Origin of the sequence: Halomonas sp. 3F2F, assembly GCF_014897805.1 — a bacterium.
GTDB lineage: Bacteria > Pseudomonadota > Gammaproteobacteria > Pseudomonadales > Halomonadaceae > Vreelandella.
The window spans coordinates 60,713-79,987 of the sequence record NZ_JABUZE010000052.1 but is presented as its reverse complement, the minus strand read 5'-3'; the positions used below and the strand labels follow the sequence as shown (position 1 = coordinate 79,987).

25 protein-coding genes and 1 other RNA gene are annotated in these 19,275 nt (G+C 53.7%); 6 read left to right on the top strand and 20 right to left on the bottom strand.

Annotated features, from left to right (window positions below; genetic code table 11):
• Positions 1-439 precede the first annotated feature (439 nt).
• Together nhaC and INT21_RS06530 are read left to right on the top strand one after the other, a co-directional pair.
• On the top strand, positions 440-1,972 hold the full coding sequence (nhaC, locus tag INT21_RS06535) for a Na+/H+ antiporter NhaC (protein WP_089039934.1): 1,533 nt from the start codon (positions 440-442) through the stop codon (positions 1,970-1,972).
• Positions 1,973-2,131: 159 nt separating this feature from the next.
• Complete coding sequence (locus INT21_RS06530) at positions 2,132-3,394, top strand: NAD(P)/FAD-dependent oxidoreductase (protein ID WP_193060666.1); 1,263 nt, start codon at positions 2,132-2,134, stop codon at positions 3,392-3,394.
• A gap of 83 nt (positions 3,395-3,477) precedes the next feature.
• On the opposite strand, the gene INT21_RS06525 is transcribed toward INT21_RS06530, so the two are convergent.
• The 18 genes from INT21_RS06525 to smpB form a co-directional block, all read right to left on the bottom strand.
• Positions 3,478-4,788 carry a TonB-dependent receptor gene (locus tag INT21_RS06525; RefSeq protein ID WP_193060665.1) on the bottom strand — a complete coding sequence of 437 codons (1,311 nt, stop codon included), beginning with the start codon at positions 4,786-4,788 and terminating at the stop codon, positions 3,478-3,480.
• A gap of 678 nt (positions 4,789-5,466) precedes the next feature.
• Positions 5,467-5,748, bottom strand: coding sequence for a hypothetical protein (locus tag INT21_RS06520; protein ID WP_193060664.1), 282 nt, complete (start codon positions 5,746-5,748; stop codon positions 5,467-5,469).
• Positions 5,741-5,926, bottom strand: a complete 186-nt coding sequence (locus tag INT21_RS06515) for a hypothetical protein (protein WP_193060663.1) — start codon at positions 5,924-5,926, stop codon at positions 5,741-5,743. Before INT21_RS06515 ends, INT21_RS06520 begins: the two co-directional genes overlap by 8 nt.
• Positions 5,927-5,930: 4 nt before the next feature.
• Positions 5,931-6,371, bottom strand: a complete 441-nt coding sequence (locus tag INT21_RS06510) for a DUF5681 domain-containing protein (RefSeq protein ID WP_193060662.1) — start codon at positions 6,369-6,371, stop codon at positions 5,931-5,933.
• Positions 6,371-7,171, bottom strand: a complete 801-nt coding sequence (locus INT21_RS06505; protein ID WP_193060661.1) for a hypothetical protein — start codon at positions 7,169-7,171, stop codon at positions 6,371-6,373. Before INT21_RS06505 ends, INT21_RS06510 begins: the two co-directional genes overlap by 1 nt.
• Complete coding sequence (locus INT21_RS06500; RefSeq protein ID WP_193060660.1) at positions 7,159-7,347, bottom strand: hypothetical protein; 189 nt, start codon at positions 7,345-7,347, stop codon at positions 7,159-7,161. Before INT21_RS06500 ends, INT21_RS06505 begins: the two co-directional genes overlap by 13 nt.
• 164 nt (positions 7,348-7,511) lie before the next feature.
• Positions 7,512-7,835 (bottom strand): hypothetical protein, encoded by a 324-nt coding sequence (locus INT21_RS06495; protein WP_193060659.1) that lies wholly within the window; start codon positions 7,833-7,835, stop codon positions 7,512-7,514.
• The gene (locus tag INT21_RS06490; protein WP_193060658.1) at positions 7,835-9,361 is read right to left on the bottom strand and encodes a DUF3631 domain-containing protein; all 1,527 of its coding nucleotides are present in this window, start codon (positions 9,359-9,361) and stop codon (positions 7,835-7,837) included. Before INT21_RS06490 ends, INT21_RS06495 begins: the two co-directional genes overlap by 1 nt.
• On the bottom strand, positions 9,358-10,278 hold the full coding sequence (locus INT21_RS06485) for a toprim domain-containing protein (protein ID WP_193060657.1): 921 nt from the start codon (positions 10,276-10,278) through the stop codon (positions 9,358-9,360). Before INT21_RS06485 ends, INT21_RS06490 begins: the two co-directional genes overlap by 4 nt.
• Positions 10,263-10,493 (bottom strand): hypothetical protein, encoded by a 231-nt coding sequence (locus INT21_RS06480; RefSeq protein WP_193060656.1) that lies wholly within the window; start codon positions 10,491-10,493, stop codon positions 10,263-10,265. Before INT21_RS06480 ends, INT21_RS06485 begins: the two co-directional genes overlap by 16 nt.
• Entirely contained in the window at positions 10,490-10,666 is a 177-nt protein-coding gene (locus tag INT21_RS06475; protein ID WP_193053234.1) for a hypothetical protein, read from the bottom strand. Before INT21_RS06475 ends, INT21_RS06480 begins: the two co-directional genes overlap by 4 nt.
• Positions 10,663-10,911 (bottom strand): hypothetical protein, encoded by a 249-nt coding sequence (locus INT21_RS06470; protein WP_193060655.1) that lies wholly within the window; start codon positions 10,909-10,911, stop codon positions 10,663-10,665. Before INT21_RS06470 ends, INT21_RS06475 begins: the two co-directional genes overlap by 4 nt.
• The gene (locus INT21_RS06465; RefSeq protein ID WP_193060673.1) at positions 10,908-11,135 is read right to left on the bottom strand and encodes a hypothetical protein; all 228 of its coding nucleotides are present in this window, start codon (positions 11,133-11,135) and stop codon (positions 10,908-10,910) included. The genes INT21_RS06470 and INT21_RS06465 overlap by 4 nt, the downstream gene beginning before the upstream one ends.
• A 257-nt stretch (positions 11,136-11,392) precedes the next feature.
• On the bottom strand, positions 11,393-11,617 hold the full coding sequence (locus tag INT21_RS06460) for a helix-turn-helix transcriptional regulator (protein ID WP_193060654.1): 225 nt from the start codon (positions 11,615-11,617) through the stop codon (positions 11,393-11,395).
• 83 nt (positions 11,618-11,700) lie between these two features.
• Positions 11,701-12,369, bottom strand: a complete 669-nt coding sequence (locus tag INT21_RS06455; protein WP_193060653.1) for a hypothetical protein — start codon at positions 12,367-12,369, stop codon at positions 11,701-11,703.
• A 101-nt stretch (positions 12,370-12,470) separates the two neighbouring features.
• Positions 12,471-13,697, bottom strand: a complete 1,227-nt coding sequence (locus INT21_RS06450; RefSeq protein ID WP_193060652.1) for a tyrosine-type recombinase/integrase — start codon at positions 13,695-13,697, stop codon at positions 12,471-12,473.
• A gap of 166 nt (positions 13,698-13,863) precedes the next feature.
• Positions 13,864-14,242, bottom strand: a transfer-messenger RNA (tmRNA) gene (gene ssrA, locus INT21_RS06445).
• A 45-nt stretch (positions 14,243-14,287) separates the two neighbouring features.
• A complete protein-coding gene (gene smpB / locus INT21_RS06440; RefSeq protein WP_009723766.1) occupies positions 14,288-14,779 on the bottom strand; it encodes an SsrA-binding protein SmpB in 492 nt (163 codons plus the stop codon).
• A gap of 126 nt (positions 14,780-14,905) precedes the next feature.
• Here smpB and INT21_RS06435 point away from each other — a divergent pair, with 126 nt between their 5' ends.
• The gene (locus tag INT21_RS06435) at positions 14,906-15,340 is read left to right on the top strand and encodes a type II toxin-antitoxin system RatA family toxin (protein WP_038480655.1); all 435 of its coding nucleotides are present in this window, start codon (positions 14,906-14,908) and stop codon (positions 15,338-15,340) included.
• Positions 15,330-15,641 (top strand): RnfH family protein, encoded by a 312-nt coding sequence (locus tag INT21_RS06430; RefSeq protein WP_089039931.1) that lies wholly within the window; start codon positions 15,330-15,332, stop codon positions 15,639-15,641. Before INT21_RS06435 ends, INT21_RS06430 begins: the two co-directional genes overlap by 11 nt.
• 22 nt (positions 15,642-15,663) lie before the next feature.
• Here INT21_RS06430 and INT21_RS06425 read toward each other — a convergent pair whose 3' ends face one another.
• Positions 15,664-16,113 carry an outer membrane protein assembly factor BamE gene (locus INT21_RS06425; RefSeq protein WP_089039930.1) on the bottom strand — a complete coding sequence of 150 codons (450 nt, stop codon included), beginning with the start codon at positions 16,111-16,113 and terminating at the stop codon, positions 15,664-15,666.
• Between the two features lie 72 nt (positions 16,114-16,185).
• On the opposite strand from INT21_RS06425, the gene fur reads away from it, so the two are divergent.
• Entirely contained in the window at positions 16,186-16,638 is a 453-nt protein-coding gene (gene fur / locus INT21_RS06420; RefSeq protein WP_009723762.1) for a ferric iron uptake transcriptional regulator, read from the top strand.
• Positions 16,639-16,748: 110 nt separating this feature from the next.
• On the opposite strand, the gene recN is transcribed toward fur, so the two are convergent.
• Positions 16,749-18,422 carry a DNA repair protein RecN gene (recN, locus tag INT21_RS06415; protein ID WP_193060651.1) on the bottom strand — a complete coding sequence of 558 codons (1,674 nt, stop codon included), beginning with the start codon at positions 18,420-18,422 and terminating at the stop codon, positions 16,749-16,751.
• A 201-nt stretch (positions 18,423-18,623) separates the two neighbouring features.
• Between recN and grpE the strand changes: the two genes are divergently transcribed.
• A complete protein-coding gene (gene grpE, locus INT21_RS06410) occupies positions 18,624-19,253 on the top strand; it encodes a nucleotide exchange factor GrpE (protein WP_172419685.1) in 630 nt (209 codons plus the stop codon).
• The last annotated feature ends 22 nt before the right edge of the window (positions 19,254-19,275 follow it).

Here is a 19,275-nt window from a genome sequence, read left to right as displayed (position 1 = left end):
TGTTGATAGGGAAAGTATCGGCGCCAGCTTCACGGATTCAGGTTATAGAGCTGGCGTTTTTTAGTTTATTTTTCTGTTTTAGTAGGTTTTATAGATAAATTTGAATAGTTTCTTAACGTACTTAGTTCAGCAGCCCTATTTGCTGTCCCATGTATATTTCCCCTGGAAGCAGCACGAAAAGCCGAGGAATAGACACGTTAAGTCATCGTTACCCTCGTATTCTTTTGTAACAGTGATGTGATCGCAATGCTGTTGAAGTGTTGAAAGTGCGATGACGCATTGTGCTTAATTAGCTGGTATAGATGAAAGGGCAGTATACCTCATAGAAAGCATGTCTATTGCTAACGCCTTAGATGATAAATCTCAAAAACTCCTGCTAAACGAAAAACATCGCTGCTGATAAACCTATTAAAAACTCAATAATAACGAGGTCTATAAGATGGAAGATAAACCAAAAAGGGTCCGTCAAAAACCCAGTCTCGGGCTTGCCCTTGTGCCCGTTGTGCTGACACTAATCGCCATCGGGGTACAAATTTTCTATTTTGGTGATTTCACACCACATATCCCGTTGGCCATCGGCCTGGCGATAACCTCGCTAGTGGGAATCAAACTTGGCTTCCGCTGGAAGCGGATTGAAGATGGGGCGTTTCACGTTATCAACGTGTCTTTGCCTTCGGTTTCGGTGTTGATCTTAGTGGGCATGATTATTGGCGTCTGGATTGCCAGCGGTACCGTGCCCAGTCTGATCTATTACGGCCTTCTTCTGTTGTCTCCGGCTTTCTTCCTTGCCGCGGCGATGCTGATTTGTGCGGTGGTGTCCGTTTCTTTGGGGACCTCCTGGGGAACCGTTGGTACGGTAGGTTTAGCGCTTGTTGGTATCGGCGCTGGGTTTGAAATTCCGATTTACTGGACTGCCGGCGCGGTTGTTTCTGGCGCCTTTTTTGGCGACAAAGTCTCACCGCTTTCCGACACCACAAACCTGGCGGCGGCGGTTACCGGTAACGATGTGTTCTCGCATATCAAAAACATGATGCCAACGACGCTTCCGGCCATGCTGATCGCGTTAGCCATCTATCTGGTGGTGGGCTTCACCATGATTGATGATCAAGCGGCATCTTTTGAGCGCATTGATGCCATCACTGCGTCACTAGACGAACACTTTACTATTTCTATCTGGCTGCTGTTGCCAGCGGTGCTGGTTATTGGGCTAGCCATCAAGAAAATGCCGCCGATTCCCTCCCTGTTTGCAGGTGTAATGGCGGGTGCGGTAACCGCCATGGCGGTTCAGGGGGTAGGTCTGCACGATATCGTTACTTACGCTAACTATGGTTACTCCATTGAAACCGGCGTGGAAGCCATGGACAGCCTGTTAAACCGTGGCGGCATTCAGTCAATGATGTGGACCATCTCGTTGATCCTGATTGCCTTGGCCTTTGGCGGTGCGTTGGAGAAAACGGGCTGCCTGGAGACCATCATCAAGGCCATTATGTCCAAGGTGCGCTCGTTCAAAGGCGTTCAAACCTCGGCAATTGCTACCTCCTTTGCAACTAACCTGGTGGCAGGCGACCCCTACCTATCTGTTGCGCTACCGGGGCGTATGTACGCGCCGACTTATCGTGGCCTGGGCTACTCAACCCTGAACCTATCGCGTGGTGTTGAGGAAGGTGGAACATTGATGTCGCCGCTCATTCCATGGAACGCAGGTGGTGCCTTCGTCATTAGCGTATTAGGGCTAGGTATTGGCGAAGGTAACGTCGAGAACCTGTTGTATATTCCGCTGGCCTTTGCCTGCTGGTTATCGCCTTTAATCGGTATTCTTTACGCACAGATGGGCTTGTTCTCGCCCAAGGCAACCGATGCAGAGCGTGCCCTGTGGGAAAAACAGGGGGAAGCGATTGCCTCTACCGAAGCATTGGGAGCTGCTGCTGACGCAGCCGTTACTAGCCCGACGCCAGCTCCAAGCTCGAGTTGATCGTCGCTAGTCGTTACGTGTTTTAACCGATAAGACAGCACCCCGGCTTGCGAAAGGCGGGGTGTTTGTCTTTTGAGCTAGGCGTTTTTTGCCGACAACTGAATCGCTGCGCCTTGGGTTTGCTTGCAAGCACGCCTGAATAAAACCAGGAGGATAATAATGACTACAACGCATCCAACAGTGGTCATTGGTGGTGGAATCGTTGGTATTTGCTGTGCGTTATATCTGCAAAAAGAGGGGCTCGACGTAACGCTCGTGGAGCCCGCTGTGTCTGGCGATAGTACCGCTAAGTGGAGCTGCGGGCAGATTGCGGTTAGCGAAATTATTCCTCAGTCCAAGCCTGGTATTATCAAAAAAGTGCCTGGGTGGCTGTTGGATCAAAAAGGGCCGCTGGCGCTGCGGCCATCAGCATTACCAGGGTTATTACCCTGGATGCTGCGCTTTATCACCCACGCGCGGCGTTCGCGCATCGACACTATCGCCCATGAGCTAGCGACCTTAACGCGCTGTGCCTTCCAGGATTATGAGCCCCTGCTTGCGAAGTGCCGTCGTGACGATCTGATTGGTCACCAACCAACCCTTGAACTGTTTGACGATGCGGCTGGGCTGGCTCATGAGCAAACTTATGTAGAGCTACGTCGCGCGCTAGGGTTTGTTTCCGAAACGCTAAATGCCGAACAGATTGCCGCTATGGAGCCGGCGTTAGCGGGACGCTTTTCTCACGGCTTGTTGTTGTCAGATTGGCGCACGGTGTGCGATACCGAAACCTTCCTAACCGAGCTTGCTCACAGCTTTGTAGAGCAGGGCGGCAAGCTTGTTCAGGATAGTGTGTCGCGTATTGAGACCCAGGCAGAGCGTGCCGTTGGTGTGACTCTGGCTAGCGGTGAGAGCCTGCCGGTCGAGCAGGTGGTGGTCGCCGCAGGCAACGGCAGCTCGGCGTTTTTTGAAGCACTAGGCATTAAGGTGCCGTTGATTAAGGTCGGCGGCTATCAGGTATTGCTACCCAACCCTGGTGTCGACTTAACCCACGCCACTTTTTATGCTGACGGCGGCTTTGGTCTGATTCCAATGGAGCGAGGGCTACAGATCGGCGGCACGATTGAGTTTGCTGGCAACCATGCTGAACCGAACTTCAAGCGTGCGGAGATCATTCTTGAAAAAGCCAAGACGATACTGCCATCGTTGAATACGGCTGGTATGGAGTTTGGCGCTGGCTGGCGCCCTTTCTTGCCAGACACTAAGCCTGTGATTGATAAATCGCCACTGCTTGAAAACGTGGCGATGGCTTTTGGTCATGGCCAATTGGGACTAACGCTAGGTGCCACGACGGGGCGCTTGGTAGCTGACATGCTGCAAGGGCGTGATAGCCAGTTGGATATTAGCCCTTTCAGTGCATCACGCTTTACATTGGCTGGTGGTTAATTGCCGGCTGCGCGGTGTGCAGGCTAAGAGGAGGGCCCGTCTCTTGAGTATGAGACGGGCTTTTTATCTATGATTGAGCGCACTTAGTGGTTATGTCCTGCATGACTGCCAAACGCTGCGTTGAACTGCACCATTCCCACCCACTGCTCATCATGCCCTGCAAAGTCTTCGCGGGTCAGTTGCGTGCGTACGAACATGTTATCGCGTACATGCCAAGTGAGCTGTGCGCTTTGCCGCCAGGACGTGTCTTCTGAGACGATCGCGGTAGGGTGGGTTCCCATCACTTTATTGGTTAACCCTAATGCTTCTGCCCGCAGGCCGACTTCCCAGCGAGGCGCAATACCGTAAATAGCGTCGATGTAAGCACCATCTTGTTGCTCAGTGTAGTGGTCGTGTGCATGAAAGTGATCATGGTGTTGCACATGCTCTTGCAGGTCACGTTCGCTATAGAAGTATTCCGCACCTAATTGCCAGTTGCCCTGGTGACCGGGCTGCTCCGCATCGTAGTTAAACCGCGCATCTAAGCCTGCGAACCAGTTGTCGCCTTCAGCGGTATGGGCATGGTGGCCATGGTCATCGACACGCACATACTGACGGTTCATGCCCGCAGACGTTCCCAGCGTTAGCTGCTTATTCGCACCGAGATCTGGGCGGTATTTAGCGAAAATCGTGCCCACGCGAGGGCCACTGGCGCGATCCTCATAGCCCCCTTCATCAAAGCGGCTGAAGCCTTCTCCCTCGCCTTGAAACAGCTCGCTACCCAGCGTCAAGGTGCTGTTTGGTGACCAGGTTAGCTGTAGGCCTGTATCGAGCAGACCATGCTCTCCAAACAAATACTCATTGACCAGTGGGCGCTCAACAAAATCCCAAGCGTGAGGATGTCGGCTGTTAATGTAGCCTATATCAGAAAGAAACTTACCGGCTTGTAAGCGCAGGCCGTTAGGCAGCGTACGCGTCGCAATAAAAGCCTCTTCCAGCGTGATATCGTCCTCCGTTAGCGAAACAACGGCCTTGCCCTCAAGGTGGGCGGTTTGCCCTTCGATAGCCACTTCAGAGTGTCCCAGGTTAAATCCATTGTCGAGATCATGGCTATGGCCGCCGTGGTCATGTCCTCCCTCATGATCGTGACTGCCTTCGTGCTCATGGCTAAAGCCTGCAGGTGAGTTTGCATCTCCTGAAAAGCGATTATGGTAGATGCCTTCCACAACTAAGGAAACGTTGATGCTGTTTTCAGCATCGCTATGTTTATCGTTGCTATGTTCATAGGCGTCGTGCTCATGAGCATGACCAGAGTGATCATGGTCGTGCCCATGATGGTGATCATCTGCATAGACAGAGGAGCTGATAAGCAGAGCAGTGGCAAGCGGTGTAAGCAGAAATAAAGAGCGTGGCACAGGTGTATTCCCTTAAACGTTAGAATTAAGCGCATAAAATGATATGTTATATTGTATCAATAATGCAATTGTGCTGAATTCTGTCGCTGCACGCGGCTAGCTTCGAGGGGGTGTGAGGCGTTTAAGAAAAGCTGACCAAAATGTTGACCGCACTATGCCTAAACAGGCCATTTTCAGGCTACAGGCACAAAAAAAGCACCCGTAGGGGCGGCGTCGTTTGAACTGAATTATTAAGTGATTGTTATATATTGCTTTTATGTATTATCTATTGATTGGGCATACATCAGGGCATACACGGTGCTGGCTGCTAGGGCGCTTTCAACGGTGATTTGGTGGAGAAAGTGGGAATCGAATTGACAGAATCACAGCTTTTTTTAAGTCGGGGGAAGCGCGGGAAGGCTAGCACTACGAAACTTTTGTAATACCCGGCATTGGGGGGATTTGTGAGTAGCTTTAAACTACTCTCTATGCGCCTGGGGCAATCAGCGCAAAATTGCGCCCATTAGCGTTGTGCATTTCTGCATATCGCCGGGAACGCCAATTTGGCCGTCTGGGGGTGGTCAGCGTGACCGCGGCTTGAAGTGACTCAGGCTCACAATTAAAAGGTGGGAATCCCCACCTTTTTCCGGTTTCAAACCGCAAAATTCACTGCCTCGGTTTCAAATAAAAGCCCCAGCGTTAGCCAGGGCTGTGAATGCTGATAAATACGGCGGCGGCCAGGGGGTGTCGGTCTGCTCTAGCCTTGAAGGCGGCAATAGCGCGGGCGCGTAGACTTTCCTCACTCTCTCCAGGCTCACGCATCACGGTAACGGGGTCAGGGTGACCATTTTCAGTCCATCCGGCTGGTGGTGGGTGTTCGTTGTTTTCGTTCGGTCTGCTAAGCCATATTGTAGGCTGATCTTCATTTGCCCCTAGCTGGCTTTCGACAATTTCTAGGCGTTTCAGTAAGTCTCTACGCATCGGCTAGCCCGTCCATGTAGTCGCCAAAGGTGCGGGGGTGGGCCTCAGATTGGCCCCCGACTGCCTTAGCGCTCAGTTCATCCATTAGTTCGCTTATCTGCGCTACGGTTTCCGCGTGCTCTATATCGGCGTGCTGTGTTTGCAGTTCGGCTAGGCGTCGTTTAATCGCTGCTCTCATATCGTTATCTCTTCCAGCGCTCTTGCTGCTCTTTGAGTAACCGCTCGATCTCTTCTTGGCGGCGTACCAGTTCCTCTATCTCTACGATTTTGCCCACGGCGGCTAAGCCATCAATCAATGCGCGGCCTTGGTCGGGGGGCAGTTCGCCATGGGAAACGGCGGCAAGTATTTGCCGGGCTTGGTCTGCCATAGGGGCGCTGGGATCAAAGTCGAATTGAACGGTTTGGGATGCAGGGCGAAAAGCGGGAACCAGGCGCTCTAGTACGATCCGGCAAGCCTGCATATCGCCAGCCTTCGCTTGGTCAACCACCTTCTTTGCAACCGCTGCGCCATCCTTTTCAAGCGCTGCTTTGAGTGCAGCCGTCTTGCTCTTTGGTCGCCCGCGTGGGTTGCCGCTGGTGCCGGGGGCGAACTTGCCCCCGGTGGTGCGTTTAGCTCCTGCCATTACGCGGCCTCTTTCTCTACCTGCATGCGGTGCATTGGTAGCTCGCCAATCCAGCCACGAAGGTCGCTAGCTGTATCTTTGCCAAGCCGGGTTAGTGTTGGGTGATTCACCTTTGAAATGCCTTCCAGTGTCTCGGCGGCGTGGTTTGTTGTGCGGATCACGTCATCATGCACACCAACCACTAAGTTTCTCAGTGCCATAATTTCGCTGCCGTAAGCGCTGGCGATTCCAGCGTTACGCAGGCTATCAAGGGTCTGTTGGGTTAATCCGGTAGCTAATGCTGGCGCACGCAGCAAAGCCGCTGTTAGCTCGGGGTGATTGCCTAGTTTGGCCTCGTTAATCAACGTCATGCGCTCCTTGGCATCCAATCCTCGCACGATAGAGCGAAGCTCGGCATCCATAGCCACACCAACCGCATCGCCTTTATCCAGTGCCTTCACTGGCTGAAAATGGCTTTTGGCGCTATCTGCGATCGACTGCATTGATTCGGCTAGTGCTTTGCGGTGCTTTTCGACGTTCTCGGCAAACTGGTCGAGTGCTTCCTTGCTCATCCGTTGCTTAGCCGCGTCGGTTAGGTCTCTATTTCCCTGAATGTCTACCAGCGCTTTTCCTGCTTTCTCGAAGTCGTGTAGCGCTGTGGCTTGCAGGTCGCGGGCGTGCTTCATTGCATTACCGACAGGCCACTTGCTGCCGTTCACGGATACGCTTGTGCTTAAAACAGCATCCCAGTCGTGCGCCGTGTAGTGGATGCGGCGACCGTTGCTCAATGAAATGGCGGGGCGTCTCTCTAGTTCTGACATTGGATGTTTTCCTTTCGTTGGCTTAGTAGGTCGATCTTGATTAGCTCAGAGGCGGCTAACGTGTCGCCTTGTTGTGCAGCGCCTTTAAGTAGTTGGTAGTACCCGGCTATCTCTTTGGCGGTTGGCTTTATGTTGCTGGCACCGCGTTGGCGACCAGGGGCTTTCTGTGCATTCATGGTTATATTCCATAAAAGAATATCAATATGAATTTTAGTTTAATTTAGGCGAATTAGCCAATATTAGCTGTATTTTTATACATGTTTTTTTGTGGGCGTCCGCTGCCTGTTTCCAGCGTGCTTAACAGGCAATAAAAAGCCGCCAGCGAAGGCGGCTATAGTGGTTAGTTGCTTGGGGTGATCCGTTGCGCATACTCCTCGACAACGATGCTGTTGTGAGGCCATCGGGCCTTAGCTGACTCTAACGCCTCCTCATAGCTCATTATCTTGCCAAGCATAGTCATGGGCTTGCCGTCTCTCAGTACCCGCCAAGCCATGCGCCGATTGTCATTAGCGGGCACCAGTTCACGCAGTAGCGCTGCTTTGTGCGACCTGATCCATATGCGGATATCGTCGGTGATGTTCTCGCTAGGCCATACGTAAAGGCGTTCGCCGGGTAGTGGGTCGGCATGTAAGCCGTGGTTTCTGAGGTAGTCGAGGGCGGCCATTAGAATTCCTCCCCATTACTTGCTTGCTGACGGGTCGATTTATCCGAAACATCGAAACAACCCGCATGGTTACTGGCCTCGGAGTGTTTCCCTTGCGAAACACTGTGGTTTTCTGTTTCGTTGGAAATGTCGCTGTAACCCGCGTGGTTGCTGGTTTGTTTCGTTGTTTCGCTTTGCTGGGGGGGAGTAGGCGAAAGATAGCGCCGGAATGCTTCGGCAAAGTCTTTCCGGTCATACCCTTTTTTGGTTTCGTAGCCGATGCGTAACTGTTTCGATTTGATACCAAAGTCACCTAGCTTGGTCGCTACTTGGCGGGCGGTAATTGGCTGCCCTCTGTTCCATGAATTCCAGGGGGCTTCGCTGTTGGCATGTAGCGCGTTAACCAGCTCAGCGCTAAACAGGCGATCAACGCTTTTCTCCTCAAATACCTCCTTGATGTCCTTCAGCAGTTCAGTGCCCACGTCTGGGGCTTGCTCGGCATCGTCCATCCGGGTGATTGTCATAGCAATACGCTTAGCGCGCTCTGGCCACTCCCCGCCGATAGAAACGGCAATTTGCTGTAGCGGTTCCCAATTATCAGCGGCGCGGTTACTGAGGCCAGGAATGGGCTCAGGCCGGGCGCTGGATACCGTCTCGGCTAAATCATCTTGCAGTCGTGACAGTTGGCGCTTGAGCCTTTCACGCAGCCCTTGGGGCATGAAGCGGATGTTCTCGACTTTCTCATGGGGCAGCTTGCGGCGTAGCTCAAAGCGAATAGACCTGCTCGCCAGTGTGTTAGCAATGCTACCGATCCCACACAGCGCTTTAGCGCCCCAAGTAGCAAAGCGCTTAGGCTCGTGATCTTCACCTACCACGCGAATGATGAAGCCATTGCGGCGGTGTCCCGAATTGAGCACGCCTCTGGCATCCTCGTTATCACGCAGGAAGGTATCCACCTCATCAATCAGTAGCGTTGGTGTCCACTTGTCCATAGAGCGGAAAAGCGCGGCGGGGCTTATGCCGTCGCACTTGAGCGGCTGGAAGGCGAACGTCTCTAGGAACTCCAACAGTGTGGACTTGCCGCAATTTGGCAAGGGGGCTGTAATATTAGCTAAAGGCGCAACATGCACTTCATCAATGAACCAAGTGAAAGCGATCCACAGCGCGGCGGCATCGGCTACTTCGGGTTCACAAACAACGTATTGCCTTAGCGTGTCTGATAGCTCCCTCACCAGTAATGCGCCGTCTACGTGGTCTTGCCAAGGCTCGATAGTGGGGAATAGCTCCCCACCTTCACCGCTTGATAACGTCCGGGTCAGTTTATCCAGCTCGGCAACCTGTACTTTTGCCTTTTTGGCAGCGGCTCGGATACGTTGCCAATCAGCAGGGCTGTTCTGTCTAATGCTGGTGATATGGTCGAGAATGCTCTGCTCAAAAAGCGCGCCGGGATCATCCAAAGCAACATCAATAGCGCTCTGCACTATGTCCATCGGTTTTAGTGGCTCGGGCGCATTATCGACCACTTCTTTGATGTTGGGCTGACTCATAGCGCCAGCCCTCCCCCTAGTCGCGCCAGGTCATTAAAGTCAGTCACTCCCTCGTGAGTCTCAGGCCACACACAACGCGCCCCAATGGCTGAGGCAGCTTCCTTGCCCTTGGTAACGCCAGGATTGCCAGCGGTGCCATGGTCGTTATCAGCGCAAACGATGATGGGTTGGGTGGGGTAGCGTTCGCGTAGGCTTTTCGCCACGGGTAGCAGGTTGCCCGCATTCATGGCAGCGGCTACCGCGTAGCCTGTCGCCTCGTGAAGCGTGGCAGCGGTTGCCCATCCTTCAGCGATCAAAAGCGGCTGGTGTGGTTCAATGCTGCCTATTGGCGAATAGCAGCCCTTTACCTTGCCGCCTGTCTTAAAGTATTTGGCTCCATCCGGCCCGATGGTCTGCCAATTAACCAGGCGCTGCCCATCGGTAAGCGGAACTACCAACAGTTCACGCCGTTGGCGCAGGTTGTAGGGCTTCACTCCCTTGGCGGCTAGGTAGGCATGGGTAGGGCTTGCAGGCGTTAGCAGCGGCCATTCTTGGCGCGTTTGGCTGGCCACTAGGGCATAACCACGTTCGCGCTCTGCCTGTCGCTCAACACGGCGCTTTTCGGCTTCCTGTCGCGCTTTCTCTGCAACTTGCGGGTCAGGGGTATCGTCAGCAAATACGCTATGCTTTTCACCGGTAGCCCAATCGCCATGCACACCAAAATCATGATGCAGCACGTACCAAAGGCGGTTGTTACCCTTGCGGGCCTCGGGGTGGTCGTGTCGGTGAATATCACCATCACCAATAGGGCTGACACTGAGGCCATGGTGGGTGATAATGCTTTCAGAAAATTTGTTCTCTATGGCGATCTGTTTACCGACGATCTCCGATAGCGCCCATGCCCCACCAAGGCTGGGCGTTTTTATTGCTCGATGCATAGGAGCCCCTCCTCTTGCAGCCAGTCGCAGCGATCATCAAGACTGCTGGACAATAACCACAGCGCTTCAATCAGCGCTTCACGCTTCAAACCATCAAGATCATGGTCGTTAAGCAGCATCGCTACGCCTGCGAGGATTTTGGACGCCTGTTGCATTTGGCGAATGTCGCCAGTAAGGGCAGCTTTCAGAAGGTAGGTTTGATCTTGAGGAGTCATAGGCCAGTCTCCTTGCTGAATGCCTGGGCTTCGCGCTGCATCTCCTTGAACTCAAGGTGATTGACTAAACCACTGGCAAGCGCCTGCTCGGCTGTTAAAAAGCGATCCGGGTTAGTGAACTGGAAGCGAATAGTTCGGGTGCGTAGGTCGCAGTTAATGGCTATGGGCATCATTGGGCCACCTCCTGAGAATCCAGGTAGGCAACAGCACCAGCCAGCGCGCTCTCTACGGTGTGGGCACCAATACCGTGCGGCATATCGGCATCAAACCAAGCGGCTACTGGAACGGCGGCTTTTTCGTGGTGAGTTATGTGGCAAGCGTCACTGCGTCCAGTTTGGCGCACGGCATCACGCCAATCGGTGGCTTCAATGACGGTTTCTTGACCAGTGCGGGCGAAGGTGATTTTGAATAGGCTCATTGGCTCACCTCCGCGTTTTCAGCGCGTAAGGTGTCGTAAGCCTGCATCAGACGGCTGCGACGAATGTGGGCTTGCTCGGCCTCTAGGGCGCGTGCTTTTTCAATATGGGAGTTGTAGCGCTTGAGCCGGACGGCGGCGCTTGAGTCTGAAAACAACGCAGATTTCGCCATTGCTCGATGAGCGGCGGCGCGTGCAGACGGATTTCGGGTAGGGAATAGCTTCATGGGTAAGACTCCTTGATTCATGGAGTCACCACCACTGCTTCCAAACAATGGGGGCGACTGTACGCAGGTTGGAAGACCGGGAATCAAGGAAACCGGCAGGCCGAAGCCTCCTACGCACAGCCGCCATAACGGCACAAAAAAAGCACCATCAGGGAAGGCACTTGTGCGCCTCGATTCGTTCGGGCTTCCAAACCCGGCTGACGATTTTGCGCCAGCCGTTGAAGCATATAACGGCATTGGTAAGCGTTGCAAGGTCATTATGCTGCACCTCGCATAGCCAGCTTGGCATCCAGCCAGGCGTTAACCTCGGCAATGGGGAAGTAGCATTGTGCTTGCTGGCTGTCGCTGAACTTTAGCGGGCGGGGAAAGCTGGGGTCGTTCTTCAGCAACTTGTCGATGCCGCTACGGGTCATATCCATAGCGCGGCATAGATTGGGCTTAGTGATTAGCTTTTGGTCTTGGGGTAGTGCTTCGATATTCATAAGAACGCCTCTGTATGAGTGACGCTCTTATGGTGGTGTTTAACCTGAAGTTGTTGGTGCAGGTGCAAAATGCAGATTGCAGGTTATCGGCGCTTCTTGGCTTCCCATGCCTTGATTGCTGCGCCAACATGCTCTTTTAGTTTGCGGTCGCCCATATTGGTAACGTCATCGGGTATGGTGTTGAGCATATCCTCGACGACACGCGACGCTTTCGGCTTTTCCCCATTTCGGTAGTCTGGCCCGTGCTTACTAGCGTATACCTCCACCAGCAGCCCGAACACCTCAAGCGCCCGCGACTCCTCGCCTCCAACACTTTTAGCTTCGGGTGTGTCGATACCAGCTAAAAAATCGGGAAGCTCGCTCTCATTCCATCCTAGCGAAGATAACCATCGGGAAAGCTCTTGTCGCGTGACATCAAAGTCAAAGCTATCGTATGTGGATAGGCCTGCTAACTCGGCACTTTCCCATCGCCCATGGCTCCCCCAAAGCCGTATTTTGCCGACAGGCATTAGATTGCCATCTATGGCTGCTTGTCTAGCTACAGTAAGCCAATTAGCAGCTTCTTGGGCTTGTGGAATATCAAAGCGAAGCGCGGCCTTAACTGAGTCAGTATCTCCTGCGCCTGACTCTATTGGCACTGACTCCGAAAGATAGTTGGGCCATATTGAACGGGGGTCGATCCCCGCTATCAGTAAGCACGCGCTTTCGATGTGCAGTTTTTTACATGCTCGCCAAACATTCAAAGAAGACATAAGCGTAACTCCTAACGCTAGCACTCCGATTAGGTTGGCTGGCTAACGCGGTGGAGTTGTTCGCGCTTTCAGGCCGTCGCCCTAGCCAGCCAATTCGGTTGTTATGCTCGCTTAAATTCCACCACGTTTCCGCGCTGCAAGTTGTCCAAGTGATCGGCGTACCACTGCATCATCACGCGGCGCTGCTCGATGTACTGCGCCTTGTTATAAACGCCTGCCACACCGTCTTTAACGTGAGATAGCTGGGCCTCTATGTGGTCGGCGTTATAGCCGTGCTCATTCAGGATCGTGCTAGCGATGTGCCGGAAGCCGTGCCCGGTCTGGCGTCCCTCATAGCCAAGGCGGCGTAGTGCCATGATGAATACCGTGTTCGACCGTGGCGCTGTCTTGTCGCTGCGGCCTGGGAATAGAAGGGGTTGGTACCCGGTCAGTTGGTGGAGGTTCTGAAGGGCTTCAATAGCCTGCTTAGGCAGTGGAACAGTATGCTCACGGCGGCGCTTCATCCGTTCGGCGGGGATCGTCCATAGCGCTTTGTCTAGGTCGAACTCTTCCCAGCGTGCCTCTCTTAGCTCTGAGGGGCGCACGGCTAGGCGGGAAAGCAGGAATAGGCCAAGGCGTACATCTTCAGCGTGAGGGTAAGAGCCAATAGCGCGAAGCAGGGCGGGTAGTTCGTCTTGGCTAACGTGGGAATAGTTGGCCGCTCGGCGGGTGGTCAGGTGCTTATGCAGGCTCTCCAATGGGTTGTACTGGATGCGCCCACTCACTAGCGCCAGGTCGTACACTTCCCGGCAGATAGCGCGTATGCGGCTAGTCTGCTCAATGATCCCGGTCTTTTCCAGGCTGCGCAGGAACTCCAACCATTCCATTGGCGTTATGTCGGTGAAGGGGCGCTTGCCGAACTTTGGGAAGACGTGCTTTTGCAGCGAGCCAATGACGCGGGTGGAGGTGCCGTCTGTCCAGTTCTGGCGCTTGTTGGTGTGCCACTCCCTCGCCAGCGCTTCAAAGGTGCTGTTGGCAGCCTCTAGCGACTCGGCTTCCCTTGTCCGCTTGGAGACGATGGGATTCTGGCCATTGGCTGCGTCTGCTCTGAGCTGGTCGGCCTTAACACGCGCCAGGCTGCCGCTTGTTTCCGGATACCCGCCTAAGCCAATCCAAGACCACTTGCCGTCTGGCTTCTTGTAGCGCAGTTCCCAAGACTTTGAGCCGTTGGGCTTCACCCTGAAGTAAAGGCCACTGCCGTCCAGTTCCCTGTATGCCTTGGCCTCTGGTTCCAGTGTCGCCAATACTGTGTCAGCCAGCGGGCGGCGCTTAATCTGTGAGCGTTTCATTCTTGTATGCCTCTGGTTCACAATATCGTAAAGCATACACACAGGCATACACGGTGCGCAATGCTGTATGGGTATATGTGAAAGCATACAGACACAAAAAAACCCGCACTGGGCGGGCTTTTCTGCATCATTCAGACCTATGTGGAAGCATCTGAATTTAGGTAGGTGGTGGAGGCGGCGGGAATTGAACCCGCGTCCGCCAGCACGCGCCTATTGGCTCTACATGCTTAGATTTCGTCATTTGCTTTAACGCAACTGACTCCGACGATCAGGATTCAGCCACGCGAGCCTTCTAAGTTTAACGATTGATGAGAAGACACCACCAACCGCGGTCCTATCAGCTTTAGCTCGTATCCCATCAGTGATGAATAGGCACATCACCTTTGGGCCAGACAAGAAGCTAACAGTGTTTAAGCTGCTAGCGCGCCTTGAGCGTAGTTTTCGTCATTTGCGACTATTTTTCGTGATGTGGGATTTACGAGATACATCACGCTCTCGGCATGCACCGCAAGGGTTGTCACCAGCGTCGAAACCATGTCGCCCCCTGATTACAGATGAGCATTCTAACGTGCTCACACCGAATTGACCAGTTATGCCTTGTTATGTTCCCGCATTATCCGACCTTTCTGACGGCTCCAGTCGCGATCTTTCTCGGTGGCGCGCTTGTCATGCAGCTGTTTGCCGGTCACCAGTGCCAGCTCACACTTCACCTTGTTGCGTTTCCAATAGAGCTTGAGCGGCACGCAAGTGTGGCCTTTGTCCTGAGTCACCGAGAAAATTTTGGCAATTTCCTTACGGTGCAGAAGCAACTTACGCGTGCGCGTCGGGTCAGCAATTTCGTGGGTGCTTGCTGTATTAAGCGGCATGATATGGCTGCCTAGTAAAAAAGCCTCGCCGTTACGAACCAAAATGTAGGTGTCGGTAAGCTGTGCTTTACCAGCGCGAAGGCTTTTAACTTCCCAGCCCGCGAGTACCAAACCTGCTTCTAAGGTTTCGTTGATATGGTACTCAAACCGAGCCTTCTTGTTTTGGGCAATAACGCTGCTGCTAGGGCCCTTGCTGTTACCTTTCTTAGTGGCCATGGAACCTCATCGTTGATCTGTCAGTAGCACCCCCTTCGTTATGTGGGGAGGCGTGATACCATTCAAGGTCTACAAAAATGTTTCCCATGATACGCTTTGGGCACTGTGAAGTCAGCGGAGAGGTCAATGCCAACCGTTAATCGTACCGCCTTGGTGCGGCACACCCCCCAACAAATGTTCGATCTGGTTAATGACTTCGAACGCTATCCCGAGTTCCTGCCGGGGTGTCGCCGTGCGCGCCTGCTAGAGCATGACGAGGCGCATTTGATTGGCGAGATGACCCTTGGACGTGCGGGTGTGGAACAAACAATCACTACTCGAAATGATTTATATGCCCCCGAGCGGATTGAGTTGTCGTTAGTAAAAGGGCCGTTCAAGCAGCTTAAAGGGCGTTGGTTATTTATCCCGATGGGGGAAAACGCCTGCAAAGTCAGCTTGGAAATGGAATTTGTATTTGCCAATCGCTTGCTTAGCATGGCGTTTGGAAAATTATTTCAGCAAATTGCGGGGCAGCTTGTCGATGCCTTCACGAAGCGTGCTGACGAGCGCTATGGCCGTTGATACGTTCGCGGTAGAGGTTGCCTTCGCCTTGCCGCGCAAACAGCGTCTAGTGGCCTTACAGGTGCAGCAAGGCACAACCGCACGGCAAGCGGTAATGATGGCAGATCTACCAAGCCTGTTTCCCGAGATCCCCAGCGATACCTTTGAACAGGCACCGCTGGGAATTTTTGGCAAAGCGCTGCGCCAGCCTGAACAAGAAGCGCTGCGTCCAGGCGACCGCGTTGAGGTGTATCGTCCATTAGAGATAGACCCCAAAGCTGCCCGCCTGGAGCGGGCAAAGCGTCAAGCCAGAGGCGGGTAACTTATTCGGGAGGCATCACTGGCTATGGCGCTGTGGCATTTTCTGACGTAGGTACTCGCTGACTAGGTGCGTTGATGCCGGTGATTGGATCTGCTGTTTCTGTTGCAGGGCCTGCGCCGGTGTCCGTGCTGATCGGCAGATCGCTAGAGAAATCACCTTGCTGTTCAACGTTCACCAAACGTCCCATGTTATCGAACGTGAGGGTTACACGCCGCTGCTCAACATCCGCGTACGCTTTATCAATACGATAAACGTAATCCCATTCTCGCGTGTCAAACGGGGCTTCCAGCAACGGGCGACCCATCACATAAGTGACTTGTTCTCGGGTCATTCCTGGCTGTAATTGGCTGACCATTTCTTCGGTCACCAAGTTGCCCTGAGGGATGTCGCGCTTGTAAACGCCAACGTAGCTGCAGCCGCTAACAACGGTTAGGGCAACGGAAAGAGTAATGATGCGAGTCAATTTTTGCATTTGAGCCTATTCTTCACTATCGTGGTTTCGGTCGATCATACCCGACCTAACCTGTTACTGCGAAGAGCAACCATGGCCGATCAGAACCATGAACTGCGCAAAGCCGGGCTGAAAGTAACCCTGCCGCGCGTCAAGATCCTGCAGATTCTCGAAAATGCTTCGGGTCAACACCACCTTAGCGCAGAAGAAGTGTACAAAACACTGATTGATGCGGGCGAGGATGTTGGCTTGGCTACCGTGTACCGCGTGCTGACTCAGTTTGAATCAGCAGGCTTGGTGATCCGTCATAATTTTGATGGTGGCCACGCGGTGTTCGAGATGACTCAAGAAGACCACCACGACCATATGGTGTGTTTAGAAAGTGGTGAAATCATTGAGTTTGTCGATGAAATCATCGAGCGACGTCAGCAAGAGATCGCCGAAGAGCACGGCTATGAACTTGTGGACCATGCCCTGGTGCTTTACGTACGCCCCCGTGGGTCGGACGTAACCCGACAGGACAGCGGCCCCACAAATAAAAAATAGTCGCGCTAAATAAAACGCCCCTAGGGTGCGAGTGATGACTCATTCGCGCCCTAGGGGCGTTTTTTATAGTGTGTGGCGTTTGCTAGCGCGTTGTCGATTGAAAAAAGCGCTTAGTGCGGTGGCCGTTGGCTCGCGTGCAGCATTTCGCGGGCGTGGGCGAGTGTTTGGTCAGATAGCGTTACACCGCCCAACATGCGGGCGAGTTCGCTGATACGCCCCTGTTCGTCCAGCAGGGCCATATGGGTCAGCGTGCTATCTCGTTTGGCGCGTTTTTCAATATGCAGGTGCTGATGCGCCTGAGCGGCGACCTGAGGCAGGTGGGTGACAGTCATTACTTGACCGTTTTCGCCGAGCTTGCGCAGCAGTTGACCGACAATTTCGGCCGTCGCTCCCGAGATACCCACGTCCACTTCATCGAAGACCAAGCTGGGAATGGTGGAGTGGGAAGCGGCCACCACTTGAATGGCAAGGCTGATGCGCGATAATTCACCGCCCGAAGCCACTTTGGTTAGCGGCCTAGCGGGCTGGCCTGGGTTCGCGCTAATCAGGAATTGGACGTGGTCCAGGCCTTCCGGCGTAGGCGTTTCACGCGGGGTAACGTCCACGTCAAAGCGTGCTTTACCCATCGCCAAGAACCCTAGTTGTTGTTGCACTTCTTTGCCCAAGTGAACGGCGGTTTTTTGTCGCGCCTCGCTTAGTTGTTTGGCATCGCTGCGATAGCGCTCGCGGTATTCAGACACTTGGTTGCTTAACGACTCCAGGTCGTCGTCGCTGGCTTCTAGCAGTTCGACTTCCTGGCTGAGTCGGGCATGCAGTGCGCAAATCTCTTCCGGGGCAACGTGGTGTTTACGGGCAATACGGTGGACATCGCCAAGCCGTTCTTCTACCCAGGCTAGGCGCTCTGGGTCTAGTTCAGTTGTACTGGCAAGACGATTTAGCTCGCTGGAAGCTTCCTCTACTTGAATGCGCGCATCGCTAAGCATAGCCAAGGTATTGGCCAGTGTGCCTTTGTCACTGCCGGGTAACGCGCTTAAATGGGCATAGGCTTGATTTAACAGCGACAGAGCGCCACCTTCATCGCTCGCGCAGCAGTCGGCGGCAAACTGGGTTTCACGCAGCGTCTCTTCCGCATGGGCGAGGGTATGCTGCTCCTCTTCTAGCGTTTGCAGCTCACCCTCTGCCAGTCCCAGTTGATCTAATTCTTCTACTTGGTAGCGCAACAGCTGCCGCTTTGCCTCAACTTCACTGCCTTCTTCGCTGAGTTTTTTTAATCGCCGCCGGGCGCTGCGCCACTCGCGGAAGGTTTCAGCTAGTTGCTGGCTACGCTCACGTAGCCCGGCATAATCATCTAGCAGGGCGAGGTGGGTTTCTTCACGCATAAGCGCCTGATGAGCATGCTGTCCATGGATTTGAATCAGCTGCTCGCCCAGCGATTTTAGGTCGGCGATGGTGGCGGGGTGGCCATTGATCCACGCTTTGGAGCGACCGCTGGCGGTAACCACACGGCGCAGCAAGCACTCTTCAGCAGGCAGCTCGCGAGCAGTCAACCACTCTGTGGCAGCGGGTAGGTGTTGAATATCAAAACGCGCGGAAAGGTCGGTGCGCTCACGTCCATGGCGCACGCTGCCAGCGTCGGCACGCTCGCCCAAACATAGGCCAAGGGCGCCGAGTAAAATCGATTTGCCTGCCCCAGTTTCCCCGGTAATCGCCGTCATACCACGGGTTAGGTCGAGTTCAAGGCGGTCAACAATAGCGTAATCTTGGATTGCTAGCTGCGTGAGCATAAGGCCTCCTGAGGCGGTGCGGCACAGAAGCTGGATACTTATCCAATAATTGTTGTTTTATACAGTAGTCTATAACTCACTTCAATGCCCCTCTTGAGATGGCTTTTATGGCCCCCATATAGCGTCCATACGTGGTTAATACTCGTTACTTAACCGAGGTGGCCGTTAATGCCACCGCTGCATACTTTTCAGGAGCTAGGCATGGCAAAAGAACCGCAAACCCCATTAGATGATGAGCTGGCCCGCCAAGAGCAAGAGGCGGAAGTCACCGAGCAAGCGGCTGAAGAGCGCCTGGTCGAGGGTGAGCTGGAAGGGTTAATCGAGGACGACGCTGCGTTAGAGGACGGCGTGGGAAACCCGGAAGCCGATATGCTAGCCGCTCAGGTGGAAGAGCTTGAGCAGAGCTTGGCGGAAGCTAAAGACCAAGCGCTACGTGCCGCTGCTGAAGCTCAAAACGTGCGTCGCCGAGCTGAGCAAGAGGCTGAAAAAGCACGCAAGTTTGCTTTAGAAAAATTTGTTAAAGAGCTGTTGCCCGTTGTTGATAGCCTGGAAAAAGCCCTAGAGAGCATGGAAGACGGAGCCTCTGACGTACATCGTGAGGGCGTTTCCATGACCCTCAAAATGCAGTTAGGCGTATTGAATAAATTTGGCGTGGAAAGCGTTGAACCCCAGGGTGAACCCTTCGACCCCCAAGTTCACGAAGCGATGGCGATGGTGCCGAATCCCGAGCTTGAACCCAATACCGTCATGGATGTGATGCAGAAGGGTTATTTGCTTAACGGCCGCCTAGTTCGCCCCGCGATGGTGGTGGTTAGCCAAAAAGCCAATTAAGCATTGGCTGACGCAAAGCAAA